The following is a 13577-nucleotide window of genomic DNA, read 5'->3' on the forward strand; positions in this document are numbered from 1 at the left end:
CTACCAGCGCCGTTCGAAACGGCGGCGCAGAATGATTGCCAGAATGTTCATCGTCAGCAGGAATACGAGCAGTACGATGATGGCCCCGGAGGCGCGTTCAATAAAGGCCGGATCGGCGCGTTGGGTAAAGTTGTAGACCTGCACCGGAAGCGCCGAGGCAGGGTCGAGAAAGCCTTCCGGCGGCGCCCCGGGATAGTCGCGAACGAAGGCCACCATGCCGATCAGCAGCAGCGGGGCGGTCTCGCCCAGTGCCTGGGCCAGACCGATAATGGTGCCCGTCAGAATACCCGGCATGGCAAGCGGCAGAACGTGGTGGAAGACGGTCTGCGTTTTCGAGGCGCCGACGCCAAGTGCTGCATCCTTGATTGAGGGCGGCACTGCCTTGAGGGCCGCGCGGGTCGCGATGATGATCGTGGGCAGCGTCATCAGCGTAAGCACCAGCCCGCCCACGAGCGGCGAAGACTGCGGCATGTTCGCGAAATTGATGAACACCGCGAGGCCGAGAATACCGAAGACGATCGACGGCACGGCCGCCAGATTGGCGATATTGACCTCGATCAGATCGGTCCAGCGGTTCGTCGGCGCGAATTCCTCAAGGTAGATCGAGGCGGCCACGCCAAGCGGCAGCGACAGCACCAGAACGATAATCATCATGTAGAGCGAGCCGAGGATCGCAACGCCCAGACCAGCCGCCTCGGGGCGCAGTTCGGACGCGTCCGGATCGAAGATGAAGCCCCAGTTGAAGCTCAGGCCCAGCAGGTTCGCGGCGCGCATCTTGTCGGCCAGCTCAAGCTGTGCGGGGCTGACGTTGCTGTCGAGTGCGGCGCTCTCCATCGTCACGCGGCCTTTGAAGTAGCCGTCGATGCGGCCGTTCGCCAGCGCACGGAAGGTGATCGTTTGACCCACCAGCTCGGGATTGGCGAGCACCTTGTTGCGAAGCTGGGCCGGGGCCTCTTTCGAGATCAGACCGCCCACATCCTTGGCGCTCATCCCCTCGGGGATCAGCTTTTGCTCGGTCAACTCGGCGATCAGCGCTTTCTCCAGGATCTTCTGGTAGCCGATCGTGGTGACCTTGGCCATTTCGGCCGGATCGCGGTTGCCCTTCTTGTCGAGCGTCGCGGCATCAAGCGCCACCGGCATCGTCAGGAAGGTCTGGCGGAACGCCCCAAGGCCGGTGCCGAGCACCGAGGTCAGCAGGACGATCAGCGCCAGCACGCCAAAGCCGACGGCGGCCATGCCATAGATGCGAAACCGGGCCTCGGATGCGTTGCGGCGTTTGGTGCGCGCATCGGTCTTGTAGAGCGACGTGCCGCTATTGGTCGATTCGGCGGTCATTCGTATTGCTCCCGGTATTTGCGCACGATGTAGAGTGCGAGAACATTGAGCCCCAGCGTGAAGACGAACAGCGTCAGGCCAAGCGCAAAGGCAACCAGCGTCTCGGGCGAGGCGAACTCGGTATCGCCGGTCAGCTGGCTGACGATCTTGACGGTCACGGTGGTCATCGCGTCGAACGGGTTGAGCGACATTTTCGCCGCCGCGCCCGCGCCCAGAACCACGATCATCGTCTCACCGATGGCGCGCGAGGCGGCCAGAAGGATCGCGCCGACGATGCCCGGAAGGGCTGCGGGCAGGATCACCTGCTTGACGGTTTCCGATTGCGTGGCGCCGAGACCATAGGAGCCATCGCGCAGCGATTGCGGCACGGCGTTGATGATGTCATCCGAAAGCGAGCTGACGAAGGGGATCAGCATGATCCCCATCACGAGGCCCGCAGTCATCACCGAACTTGACGAGCTGCCGATCCCCATTGGCTGTGCGAAGAAGTCGCGCAGCATCGGGCCCACCGTGATCAGCGCGAAAAGACCGTAAACGATGGTCGGGATACCGGCCAGGATCTCGATCATCGGCTTGGCGACCGCGCGAACCCTTTTCGACGCATATTCAGCAAGATAGATCGCGGCGAAGATGCCCACCGGCACCGAGACCAGCAGCGCGATCAGCGAGACATACATCGTGCCCCACAGAAGCGGCCAGATGCCCAGATCCGAGCCGCCGCGGAACTGCGGGTTCCACACGGTGTTGAAGAAGAACTTGTCCGCCGAATAGAGGCGGAAGAAATGCACCGTCTCGAAAACAAGCGACAGCACAATGCCGACCGTGGTCAGGATCGCAACGGTTGAGGCCGCGATCAGCAGGTAGCGCACGAAGGTTTCCGACACGTTGCGGGCGCGGAAATCAGGCGAGATCCGGCGCAGCGCGAAGGCCATGCCAGCCAGGGCGAGGGCCAGCACCAGACCGCTCATCGCCAGCGAGCTGGCCGGCGACAGGTCGCGATAGTTGCGCGCGGCCTCGACGACCGAGGGGCGGACGTCATTGCCAAGGGCCACGCCCGCGCTGGCAAGCTCGCCGCGGATATCGTCATGGGCTGCCAGTTCCGGCTCGGTCATGCGGCCTTCCGAGACGACGCGCTCGATCCCATCCGCGATGCGGCGAACATCGGACATCACAAGGCCCACGCTCGAACCCTCGGGGATATCCGCGGGGGCGATTGTTCCGGCGACGCGGTTCTCGATAACGATGGGCTGGATCAGCAGCCACAGGCCCAGAACGAGGAAAGCGGGAACAGCGGTGAAGAGAAAGACGGTCTGCCCGTAATATCCGGGCAACGAATGCAGACGACGGGCGTCACCCGCCACCTTGGCGAGAGCAAAACGCCGCCCCAGAAAGAATCCGGCGGCGGCCAACGCGGCTACGATCAGCGACAGAATGCCAAGGCTCATTTCAGGCTCCTGGAAGGAGGAGGGTGGCGCCCGAAGGCGCCACCCGTCAGATCAGTTCAGCGGACCCATCGCGGTCTCGGCGGCAACCATTTCCTGGGTCGCGGCCAGTTCCGGGTCCGAAACCAGACCGTATTCAGCCAGCGGGCCTTCCGGGCCAGCCATATCGTCCGACACGAAGAACTCGATGTATTCCTTCAGGCCGGGGATAACGCCCAGGTGCGCCTTCTTGACGTAGAAGAAGAGCGGACGCGACACCGGGTAGTCGCCCGAGGCGATCGAGTCGACCGAGGGGACGATGCCGTCCATGGTCGCCACTTTCAGCTTGTCGGTGTTGTTCTGGTAGAACGACAGGCCGAACACGCCGATGGCGTTCTTGTTGGCGTCGATGCGCGAGAGGGTCTCGGTGTAGTCACCGTCGATATCGACCGAAACGCCGTCGGTGCGCAGGTTGAGGCACTTCTTGGCGCCTTCCTTCTCGTCGCCGCCAGCGGCAGCGGTAAAGGCTTCGAGCGCGCCGGTGGCCTTGCAGCCGGCTTCCAGAACCTTCACGTCGAACACTTCGCGGGTGCCGTGCTTGGTGCCCGGGATGAAGGCCAGGATGTCCTGCGCGGGCATGGCGGCGTTCACGTCGGCCCAGGTCTTGTTGGCGTTGGCAACCAGCGCGCCGTCCTTGACGACCTCGGCGGCCAGCGCGTTGTACCAATCGGCCGGGGTGAAGGCGAAGTCGGCGCCGTTGATGTCCGAAGCGAAGACGATGCCGTCATAGCCGATGCGGACTTCCATGATTTCGGTCACGCCGTTGGCGGCGCAGTTGTCGATGTCCGACTGCTTGATGCGCGACGACGAGTTGGCGATGTCGATGGTGTTCTCGCCCACGCCTTCGCACAGCTTCTTGCGGCCAGCGCCCGAACCGCCCGATTCCACGACGGGGGTCGGGAAGTCGAAGTTCTCACCGAAAGCTTCGGCGACGATGGTTGCGTAGGGCAGCACGGTCGAGGAACCTGCCGACTGGATCTGGTCGCGGGCGTAGGCGCCCGACGCCGAGGCGGCGATGATCGCCAGGGCCGATACGGTGAACTTCGCGGTTTTCATGGATCACTCCTGAATTCTTGAACTGGGCCGTTCGTGGCCTCGGCGCCCCTCGTAAGAGCTTCGCGTGACGCTTATGCAAAAGTAGTGTGACAGTTGCATGACAAGCCGAAACGGCCTGTCATTCGCGCGCAATGGCGGCGGCAATCAGCGCGGGAACCTGCGGATGTTCGCCGATCGCGGGCAGGAGCGGGCCGTTGAAAGCAGCCTCCTCAAGCGCCTCGGGGATGTCGTTTTCCACATGGCCTGCGCGCAGGGCGAAGAAGGGCAGGCACAGCCCGCGCAGCGATTGCGCCGCGATATTCGCAAGGAACGGGGGCTCTTCGATCAGCGCCACGCGGATGCGCCAGAAGGGCAGGCTGCCGCGCAGGGTTTCGGCCATCGCATAGGTCGAATCCTTCGAGCGATGCGCGACCTTCGAACCGTGGCCGACAAGGATCAGATCTGCCGATTCAGGCTCTAATCCGGCCTGAATCGCGGCATCGTGACAGGTCTGTGCGATCAGGGCGGGCAGATGCGGATCAAGGCCGAAGGGGCGCATGTGCCGCGCGGAAAGCCCGGCCTTGGCCAGTCGGCGGGGCAGTTCGCGCCGGGTGAACCAGCCCTCGGCCATGAAGAAGGGATAGACGAGCGGGTCGGCCAGCCCCTCGAAGGCAGTCTCGAGCGCGCCGGGACAGGCAAGCGTTGCGGCGCGCACGGTATCATCTGGGCAAAGCGCACCCACCCGCTGCGCAAGATCCTGTAGCGCCGCCTCCTGCGGGGCGGGATCGGAGGGGGAGCCATGGGCGACGATGACGATCTGCTTCATAAGCGCAACTTAGTGCCTTTGCGGGCCGGGGCAAACCTCAAACATTAACAGCGCGATAATGATAACACATTGAATTTGAAGTGTATTATCGGCATGAGTCGATTGCCTCGAATCGCAGATGCCTCTACGCAGGGCGTACCGGCCAGGATGGCCAGGTCCTCATTCAGTTTCACCGGTGGTGCGCAGGGGTGCGCCTGGGGGTGACGAAGGGTCCTGGTAAGGGGTTGCCGGGACCCTTCGACGTTTGAGGGTCAGGGCGCGATACCGCCAAGCTCGCAGACGATCTTCCATTCTTCTTCCGTCACCGGCTGCACCGATAGGCGCATCGAAGTGACAAGCGCCATCTGCGACAGCCGGGGGTCATTCTTGACGTCGGCCAGCGTGACGGCGCGCGCCAGCGGTTTCACCGCGCGAATATCCACGCAATCCCAACGCGGATCGTCACTGGTCGAATCGGGGTGCGACTCGGCACAGACCTCGGCAATACCGACGACTTCCTTGCCGACGTTCGAGTGGTAGAAGAACCCCCGATCGCCCACCTTCATGGCGCGCATGTTGTTGCGCGCCAGATAGTTGCGCACGCCGTCCCATTCCTCGCCCGCGTCGCCCTTGGCGACCAGATCGTCCCAGGAAAACTTGTTCGGCTCGGATTTGAACAGCCAATACGCCATCAGCCGATCACCTTCTTCCATTCGGTGACCGAGACGCTCTCGAAGAGGCCCGCGGCGGCATAGGGATCGCCTGCGGCCCAGGCCTGCGCGGCCTCAAGGCTGTCGGTCTCAAGGATGACCAGCGAGCCGCACATCTGTCCCCCTTCAAGGAACGGGCCGGCCATCTTCACGATGCCCGTCGCCTCGATATAGGCAAGATGCGCCGCACGGGTGTCGAGGCGGGTTTGCAGGTGGCCGGGCTTGTCGCGGCAGATGACGGCATAGAGCATGGGTTACTCCTCTTTCAGCGGGCGCGAGAGCAGCGCCTGAACGGCTTCGGAAACGGTGATCTGGCGGTCGGCCAGGGCGGTGATCATGGTCGCGATCGGCATGTCGATAATATGCTTTTGCGCCAGAATAGAGACTGCTTTGGCGGTTGCCACCCCTTCGACGGTGATCGAAGTGTCGAAATCCTCACCCGCGCCAAGCGCACGGCCATAGCGGAAGTTGCGCGACTGGACCGAGGTGCAGGTCAGCACCAGATCGCCAAAGCCCGACAGGCCCGAGAGCGTCTCGGCCCGCGCACCCATGGCGGTGGCGATGCGGCTCATCTCGGCAAAGCCGCGCGTCATCAGCGCCGCGCGCGCCGAGTCGCCCAAGCCCGCGCCGATGACCACGCCCGCCGCGATGGCGATGACGTTCTTCAGCGCGCCGCCCAGTTCCGCCCCGGTGGTGTCAGTGGTGCGGTAAAGCCGCAAGGTGGGGGTGGATAGTTCGCGTTGCAGCGCCTCGCCATCTTCGGCGCAGGCCAGCGTCAGCGCCGTGGGTAGGCCGCGCGCGATATCGGCAGCGAAGCTTGGCCCGGTCAGGATCGCCGCACGGGCCGAGGGGCTGGCGGCGGCGATCAGCGCGGTCGGTCCCTGACCGCTTTCAAGGTCAATCCCTTTCGAGCAGGCGACGAGCGTCTTGCCCTGCAGCAGTTCCGCATGGGTGGCCAGAAAGCCGCGCATCTGCTGCATCGGCATGGCAAGCAGGATCGTCTCAGCCTCGGTCGCGACGCTGATGTCGGCGGTCGCCGCCACTTTGCGGGGCAGGTTCACACCGGGCAGGCGGCGCTCATTCCGGCCGGTCTCTTGCATCAGCGTGGCCTGATCGGCGTCGCGCGCCCACAGCGTGACGGGCCCGTTTTGCGCCAGCGTCACCGCCAGGGCCGTGCCGAATGCGCCTGCGCCCAGAACCGATACCGTCACGCCTTCGCTCCTTTCTTGCCCGAGCCGAGCAGGGCCGGGGCGCTTTGATCGAGCGGCCAGCGTGGCCGTGCGGTCAGATCCATGCCGTCGCGCGCGCCGGTGCGGAAACGCTCGATACCCGCGAAGGCGATCATCGCCGCATTGTCGGTGCACAGGCGCAGCGGGGGCGCGGTGAAGGCCACGCCCATCTCGGCCGAAACAGTCTCTAATGCGGCCCGAATGGCCTTGTTTGCCGCGACGCCCCCGGCGACCGCAAAAGAGGGTTGGGCAGGGTTGAGGTCCAGGTACTGCACCAGCGCGCGGCGCGATTTTTCGGCCAGCGTGTCGCGCACGGCCGCCTGGAACGAGGCGCAGAGATCGCGCCGCACCTGACGCGGCAACCCGCCGTGCTCCACCACCACCGCGTCGCGGGCGCGCAGAAGGGCGGTCTTGAGGCCGGAGAAGGACATATCGCAGCCGGGGCGATCAAGCAGCGGACGCGGGAAGGCGAAGGCCTTCGGATCGCCCTGCGCCGCCTCGGCCTCGACCACCGGGCCGCCGGGTTGCGGCAGGCCAAGAAGCTTGGCGGTCTTGTCGAAAGCCTCGCCGGGGGCGTCGTCGATGGTGCCGCCAAGCCGTGAGAATTCCTCGGGGCCATGGGCGATCAGGAACTGGCAATGCCCGCCCGAAACCAGAAGCATAAGATAGGGGAAGGCCAGATCGTCGGTCAGGCGCGGCGTCAGCGCGTGGCCCGCCAGATGGTTCACACCGATCAGCGGCAGCCCGCTGCCTGCCGCGAGCCCCTTGGCGCACATCACCCCTGACATGACGCCGCCGATCAGGCCCGGCCCCGCCGTCACAGCGATACCGTCAAGATCGCGCAAGCCAAGACCGGACTCGGCCAGTGCCTCCTCGACGCAAAGATCAAGTTTCTCGGCATGGGCCCGCGCGGCGATCTCGGGGACGACCCCGCCGAACGGGGCGTGCAGTTCGGTCTGGCCTGCGACGACCGAGGACAGGATCTGCGCACCATCGGGCCCGACGCGCACGACGGCGGCCGCCGTGTCGTCGCAACTCGACTCGAGCCCGAGAAAGGTGAGATGCTGTTTCATGCCGCTCCGGTTGCGCCTGTGTCCCTTCGCAGGTAACACCGGGGCATTGATCGCACAATCCCGGGGCTGCCCGTGACAGCGCAAAGCAAGATGTTTCCGGTTCTGCTGCTGACCCGCCCCGAGGCGGCCTCGCGCCGTTTTGCGATGCAGTTTCATGATCGCTTCGGCCCGGATTTCAGCGTGGTGATCGCGCCCCTGATGGAGATCGTGGCGCTTGCGCCGCCGATCCCCGAGGCGCAGGCGCTGATCTTTACCTCGCAAAACGCGGTGACGCCGCTGGTCGCGCTGTCGCCCGCGATGGGGCGGCGGGCCTATTGCGTCGGTGCACGCACGGCGGATGTGGCGCGCAAGGCCGGGTTCGAGGTGATCGAGGGCCCCGGTGATGCGCGCACGCTCATGCCGATGATCGCCAAGCACCACCAGGAGGGCCGCCTGTTGCACGCGCGGGGCGTCGAAGTGGCCGTGGCGGTGGCCGATATCCTGAGCACGGCGGGGTTCGAGACGCTTGAGGCCGTGGTCTATCGGCAAGAGGCGCGCCCGATCGCGCCCGACTCGCTTGCCCTTTTGCGCAAGGCCGGGGTGATTCTGGCGCCGGTTTTCTCACCCAAATCCGCGCGGCTTCTGGCCGGGCTTGGCCTGCACCGGCTGCAAATTGCCGCGATCAGCCCTTCGGTGGCCGAGGCATGCGCGGAAATCGGCCCCGATCGGCTGGAAATCGCGCCCTCACCGGATGCCGAGGGGATTCTTGAGGCTCTGGCGCGGCTTATTGGCTCAGGCAATGCTGCTTGAGACGCTGGCGGGGCGCTCATAGATTGATATGGTGGGGCGGGGCTACCCGAGGCCCACAGGTTTGAGGAGGGATTGGCCGTGGCGGACGAAAAGACGCAGAACCCCGAGATCGCAGATGCGGAGCAGGGGAAGGATACGCCCGATGCGCCCTTCGTTTTGATCACGCCCGCGACCGATGAACCGGAAGCCTCCGCGCCGGAGGCAGAGGCCAATGACGAGGCCGCGCCGGAAGAGGTGACGGAAGCCCTCGAACCCGAAGAAGCTGTCGAAGCCCCGACCGAGCCCGCGGCGGCCCGCGATGTTCTGCCGCCGCCCGCCGCGCCTGCCTCGGCTGAGGCGCCGAAACAGGGTGGTGGCTTCATGCCGCTTCTGTTGGGCGGTGTCGCTGCTGCTGCCATCGGCGCGGGGGCGACGCTTTTCGTTTTGCCGAGCCTGCCGGCTTCGCTGCTGGAGAGCATGGGGCTTCAACCCAAGGCCGAGCTGGATGCTGCCGGCCTGAGCACGGCGCTGGCCAATCAGGCGGCGCGCACCGAGGCACTGACGGCCGAGTTGGCGGCGCTGCGCTCGGCGCCCGCGCCTGCGGCCGACCTGTCCGGCGTTCAGGCCGCGCTTGATCAGGCGACGGCGGCTGCCCGCACGGCATCCGAGGCGCAGGTGGCGCTTGAGGCGCGGATCGCCGCGCTTGAATCCCGCCCGGCGGCCGAAGCCGTGCCCCCTGCCGCGCTCGATGAGTTGCGGGCCGAGGTGCTGGCGCTGCGCGGTCAGTTGGATCAGCGCAGCACCGGCGATGCCGCCGCACAGGAACAGATCGCCGCAGCCGTCGCGGTCGCGCAGGAGCGCATCCTTCAGGCCGAAGAAGAGGCGGCCCGTCTGCGTGGCCAATCCGAGGCTTCGGCGCGCCGTATGCTGGTGCAGGCCGCCATTGCCCGCGTTGCGACCGCGATTGACAGCGGGGCCTCGCTGGTGTCCGCGGTGGCCGAGTTGGAGGCCGCAGGCATTTCCGCGCCCGACGCGCTGAAAGTGACTGTCCCGACCATCACCCAGTTGCAGGCCGGCTTCCCGCAGGCCGCGCGCGATGCGCTCGCCGTGGCGCGTAAGGAGGCCGCAGGCGATACGATGACGGGCCGCGTCGGCGCCTTCCTGATGGCGCAGGTCGGCGCGCGCTCGCTTGATGCGCGCGAGGGTGATGACCCCGATGCGATCCTGTCGCGCGCGCAAAGCGCGGTCGATCAGGGCGACATCGCCGCTGCGGTGGCTGAAGTCGGCAAACTGCCGCCTTCGGGTCAGGCCGCGCTGGGTGACTGGCTGGTGCAGGCGCAGGCCCGCGTCGCCGCGCTCGAGGCGCTGACGTCCTTGTCGCAGTCGGTCAACTGAGGAGGGCGGTCATGATCTGGTCATTCATCAAAATCGCGCTTTTCCTGATTGTCGTTGCGGCGCTGACGCTGGGTGCCACGCATCTGGCCGACAGTGGTGAGGGCGTGCGCATCGTTCTCATGGGGATGGAATTCACCCTCGGGCCGCTGCAGGCGGTGATCGTCGCGCTTCTGGCCTTTGTGCTGGTCTGGGTGGTGATCCGCGTCGTCGGCTTGCTCGTGGCGTTCCTGCGCTTTCTCAATGGCGATGAAACCGCGATCAGCCGCTATTTCGACCGCAACCGCGAGCGCAAGGGATATGAGGCGCTGGCCGAGGGGATGCTGGCCGTGGCCTCGGGCGAGGGGCGTCTGGCGCTGTCCAAGGCCGCGCGGGCCGAGCGTTTCCTGCGCCGCCCCGAACTGACCAACCTTCTGACCGCGCAGGCCGCAGAGGCAGCGGGCGACAACAAGAAGGCGACCGAGGTTTACAAGCGCCTGCTCTCGGATGACCGGACCCGATTTGTCGGTGTGCGCGGGCTGATGAAGCAAAAGCTGTCCGAGGGCGACACCGATACCGCGCTCAAGCTGGCCGAGAAGGCCTATGCGCTCAAGCCCAAGCATCAGGAGGTGCAGGATACCCTGCTTAGCCTGCAGACCGCTAAGGGCGATTGGGCGGGGGCGCGCTCGACCCTGCAATCCAAGGTGCGCCAGGGCCAGTTGCCCAAGGATGTGCACCGCCGCCGCGATGCGGTTCTGGCCCTGCAAGAGGCCAAAGGCGTGTTTGACGAAGGCGCCAGCATCGAGGCGCGCGAGGCCGCGATTGCGGCGAACAAATCCTCGCCCGATCTGATTCCCGCCGCAGCGATGGCCGCGCGCGCCTATATCGCCAAGGGTAACACCAAGGCTGCGGGGCGCGTGATCCTGAAGGCATGGGAGGCGCAGCCGCATCCCGATCTGGCGGCGGTCTATGCCGAGATGGCGCCCGATGAGGCCGCCGATGCGCGCCTCAAGCGGTTCGAGAAACTGCTGAGCCTGCGCCCGGATCACCCTGAAACCCGGCTGTTGCGGGCCGAGTTGAACATCGCGTCCGAGGATTTCCCCGGCGCCCGCCGCGCGCTTGGCGATCTGATCGAAACCCACCCGACCGCGCGCGCCCTGACCATCATGGCCGCGATCGAGCGCGGCGAGGGCGCCGACGATGCGGTTGTGCGCGGCTGGCTGACCCGTGCGTTGACGGCGCCGCGCGGCCCGCAATGGTGCTGCGACAAGTGTCACAACATCCAGGGCGAATGGACGCCTGTTTGCGACAATTGCGGCGGTTTCGACACGCTGAGCTGGCGCGAGCCGGTGCAGGCCGACGTTCCGATGCCGCATGGCGCCGAGATGCTGCCGCTGATCGTGGGACAGCCCGCGCATGAGGCGGAACCCGAGCACGATGGCCCGGTCGAATCCATCATCGACGCCGATCTGATCGTCACGCCTGACGATATTCGCAAGCGCGAAGGGCAAGCCGACGACTAGATGCAAATTAGGGCTACACATCGGCCGAGCGGCGTGCTATCCGCCCGCCACCAGGCCGGTGTAGCTCAGCTGGTAGAGCACGTCATTCGTAATGATGGGGTCGGGGGTTCGAGTCCCTTCACCGGCACCACTTCCCAAAAAGTAGTGTAGCAAACCCGCCCGCGAGGCTTACGCCTCGCCGCGTCAGAGCTGCTTGCCGATCGGCAGGAAGCCATAGACCCCCGACATGAACGCCCGCCAGACCGAGTCGTAAGGCTCCCACAGGTGCAGCAGCGTCACGCCATCCTCACGGCGCGACAGCCAGTTGAGCTTGCCGTTCTCATCGGCGGTGACCTGGTAGGCGCGATCGGGCAGGTCGCGCTTGAAGATGCGCAACACCTCTTGCGTCAGTTCGGGCGAGTCGATCATCAGGCCCATCTCGGTGTTGATGTGAACTGAGCGCGGGTCCCAGTTGAACGAGCCGATGAAGAGGTGCCGGCCGTCCACGGCAAAGGCCTTCGAATGCAGGCCCGAGAGCGATTTCTCCAGCCCCAGGCGCTTGCGATCCTCGCGTGCGGTGTTGGAGCGTAGCTCCCACAGATCCACGCCTGCCTCGATCAATGCGCGGCGCGACAGGGCGTAATGGCCGTAAACCGCCAGAACGTCGGTTGAGTCCATCGAGTTGGTGAGAACCGTGACATCGACGCCACGCGCCTCCATCCCGGCCAGCAGGTCGACCCCGCGCCGGCGAGGTATAAAATAGGCCGAGACGACGTAAAGCTCGGATTGCGCCGAGGTGATATAGGGTTCCAGCGCCGCGCTCAGGAAGGTTGCGCTGTCTGCGCCACCTTTCGCCTTGTCGGGCGCATCGGCAAAGACCTGGGCCGGAACCCAGTGCAGCTTGAGGCTGTTATTACCCAAAGCGTCGCGAATCCCGTGGTGGAGCGCTTCTCCATAGGGGCTTGCCTGCGCCTCGCGCGCCAAATCCTGCAGATGTGCCCGATTGGTCGACACCGCGGCCGCATCGCGATGGTCCTTGATCACGACCCCGGAAGGCACCGCATAGGGGCTGTTCCAATAGGTATCGAACGAAGACGAGACCTCTTGCGCGGCGGGGCCTGCGGCAAGAATGTCCAGATCGTCGTAATTGCTGTCGTCGCGGGCGGCGAAATACTCGGCCCCGATGTTGCGCCCGCCAAGGATCGTGACCGTATTGTCGAAGGTCATCGACTTGTTATGCATGCGCCGGTTGATGCGCGGAAAATCCATCGCGGCCACGACGGCCTGGTGTGCCGAGCGCCAGAACGGGTTGAACAGCCGGATCTCGATATTGGGATGGGCATCCATCGCGGCCGTCACCGGGTCGTAAACCGCCATGTCGATATCGTCGAGCAGCAGACGCACCCGCACCCCGCGATCTGCGGCCTCGAGCAGTTTCCACAAGAAGAGGTGGCCTGCGACATCATCATGCAGCAGGTAATACTGCGCGTCGATCGTCTTCTCGGCGCGCTCGGACAGCACAAGGCGCAGCGCCAGCGCCTCGGCCCCGTCGCGCAGCAGATAGACGCCCGAGCGCCCGTCATGCGGATTGCCCATCGCCTCGATGCGTCGTGCAAGCCAGGTGGTGTCGGTGTCCATGCGCGCGACGGAAACGTTCTTGGTGTAGGTGCCGGGGCCGAGAGAGCAGGCCGAAACCCACCCTGCGATCAGTCCCGCCATAATCAACCGCCAGCCCGTGCGCGCGTAAGAAACCGTCATCCCTGCCGTCATTCTTGAACTCGTCCGGGGGACAGTATGCACAGGATAGCGCTGAGTGCGAGTATTGGCTGGCGTTTCGCCCGGCTCGCGGGGATTCGCCTGCCCGCGCCCGTTTCGTTTCGCGCCTGCCCGCCCTTACGCAAGATTCTTTCTGCACCTGCGAGATGGGTTGGCCAGCTGGATTTTACCCGCGCGTCAGGGGGTCAACGAAACAAGGGATTTTTGTGATTTGAGAGAGAAAAGTTTGTGATTTTTGAAAAAGGGCCTTGCGGAGGTTGTCGGTGATCCGTAAATAGCCCCTCACCGACGCGGCAGACGCTGCAACGGGACGCCGGAAGGGGTCGCAAGACACTGGAAAGCAAGACAAAATTGGGGATAGGTTGGCTAGCGGCGCCGCAAGTGATGAGGCGCAACTGGTTGATTTTGTTTCCAGGCTCTTTGACATTGATGGATATCTGAAGAGATATGCGGGCGGTTTGGTCGGTTTCGACGTTTAACCGTAGCATATCG

Annotated in this window: 13 protein-coding genes and 1 tRNA gene; 4 read left to right on the top strand and 10 right to left on the bottom strand. The window is 65.1% G+C overall.

What is annotated here, in order from left to right:
* The 8 genes from pstA to tsaD all read right to left on the bottom strand — a co-directional run bounded on the left by pstA (window position 1) and on the right by tsaD (window position 7668).
* Window positions 1-1335 carry a phosphate ABC transporter permease PstA gene (pstA, locus tag KTQ37_RS09045; RefSeq protein WP_218630181.1) on the bottom strand — a complete coding sequence of 445 codons (1335 nt, stop codon included), beginning with the start codon at window positions 1333-1335 and terminating at the stop codon, window positions 1-3.
* Window positions 1332-2780, bottom strand: coding sequence for a phosphate ABC transporter permease subunit PstC (gene pstC / locus KTQ37_RS09050; RefSeq protein WP_218630182.1), 1449 nt, complete (start codon window positions 2778-2780; stop codon window positions 1332-1334). The genes pstA and pstC overlap by 4 nt, the downstream gene beginning before the upstream one ends.
* A 51-nt stretch (window positions 2781-2831) precedes the next feature.
* A complete protein-coding gene (locus KTQ37_RS09055) occupies window positions 2832-3872 on the bottom strand; it encodes a substrate-binding domain-containing protein (RefSeq protein ID WP_218630183.1) in 1041 nt (346 codons plus the stop codon).
* A gap of 118 nt (window positions 3873-3990) precedes the next feature.
* A complete protein-coding gene (locus KTQ37_RS09060) occupies window positions 3991-4677 on the bottom strand; it encodes a CbiX/SirB N-terminal domain-containing protein (RefSeq protein WP_218630184.1) in 687 nt (228 codons plus the stop codon).
* Window positions 4678-4928: 251 nt separating this feature from the next.
* Window positions 4929-5348, bottom strand: coding sequence for an EVE domain-containing protein (locus KTQ37_RS09065; RefSeq protein ID WP_218630185.1), 420 nt, complete (start codon window positions 5346-5348; stop codon window positions 4929-4931).
* Window positions 5348-5617: a YciI family protein gene (locus KTQ37_RS09070; RefSeq protein WP_218630186.1), complete on the bottom strand. Its 270-nt coding sequence runs from the start codon at window positions 5615-5617 to the stop codon at window positions 5348-5350. The genes KTQ37_RS09065 and KTQ37_RS09070 overlap by 1 nt, the downstream gene beginning before the upstream one ends.
* 3 nt (window positions 5618-5620) lie before the next feature.
* Entirely contained in the window at window positions 5621-6577 is a 957-nt protein-coding gene (locus tag KTQ37_RS09075) for an NAD(P)H-dependent glycerol-3-phosphate dehydrogenase (protein ID WP_218630187.1), read from the bottom strand.
* Entirely contained in the window at window positions 6574-7668 is a 1095-nt protein-coding gene (tsaD, locus tag KTQ37_RS09080; protein WP_218630188.1) for a tRNA (adenosine(37)-N6)-threonylcarbamoyltransferase complex transferase subunit TsaD, read from the bottom strand. Before tsaD ends, KTQ37_RS09075 begins: the two co-directional genes overlap by 4 nt.
* Window positions 7669-7740: 72 nt before the next feature.
* Here tsaD and KTQ37_RS09085 point away from each other — a divergent pair, with 72 nt between their 5' ends.
* The 4 genes from KTQ37_RS09085 (at window position 7741) to KTQ37_RS09100 (ending at window position 11460) form a co-directional block, all read left to right on the top strand.
* On the top strand, window positions 7741-8457 hold the full coding sequence (locus KTQ37_RS09085) for a uroporphyrinogen-III synthase (RefSeq protein WP_218630189.1): 717 nt from the start codon (window positions 7741-7743) through the stop codon (window positions 8455-8457).
* 78 nt (window positions 8458-8535) lie between these two features.
* Window positions 8536-9831: a COG4223 family protein gene (locus KTQ37_RS09090; protein WP_218630190.1), complete on the top strand. Its 1296-nt coding sequence runs from the start codon at window positions 8536-8538 to the stop codon at window positions 9829-9831.
* Window positions 9832-9842: 11 nt separating this feature from the next.
* Window positions 9843-11330, top strand: coding sequence for a heme biosynthesis protein HemY (locus tag KTQ37_RS09095; protein ID WP_218630191.1), 1488 nt, complete (start codon window positions 9843-9845; stop codon window positions 11328-11330).
* A gap of 54 nt (window positions 11331-11384) precedes the next feature.
* Window positions 11385-11460 (top strand) — tRNA-Thr (locus tag KTQ37_RS09100).
* 53 nt (window positions 11461-11513) lie between these two features.
* Here the strand turns inward: KTQ37_RS09100 and KTQ37_RS09105 are convergent.
* Together KTQ37_RS09105 and KTQ37_RS09110 are read right to left on the bottom strand one after the other, a co-directional pair.
* Window positions 11514-13067 carry a phospholipase D family protein gene (locus KTQ37_RS09105; protein WP_218630192.1) on the bottom strand — a complete coding sequence of 518 codons (1554 nt, stop codon included), beginning with the start codon at window positions 13065-13067 and terminating at the stop codon, window positions 11514-11516.
* Window positions 13068-13270: 203 nt separating this feature from the next.
* Window positions 13271-13577 (bottom strand): hypothetical protein (locus KTQ37_RS09110; RefSeq protein WP_218630193.1); only part of this gene is annotated, 307 nt, incomplete at its 5' end.

Origin of the sequence: Sedimentimonas flavescens (assembly GCF_019264375.1) — a bacterium.
In the GTDB taxonomy this organism is placed as follows: Bacteria; Pseudomonadota; Alphaproteobacteria; order Rhodobacterales; family Rhodobacteraceae; genus Rhodobacter; species Rhodobacter flavescens.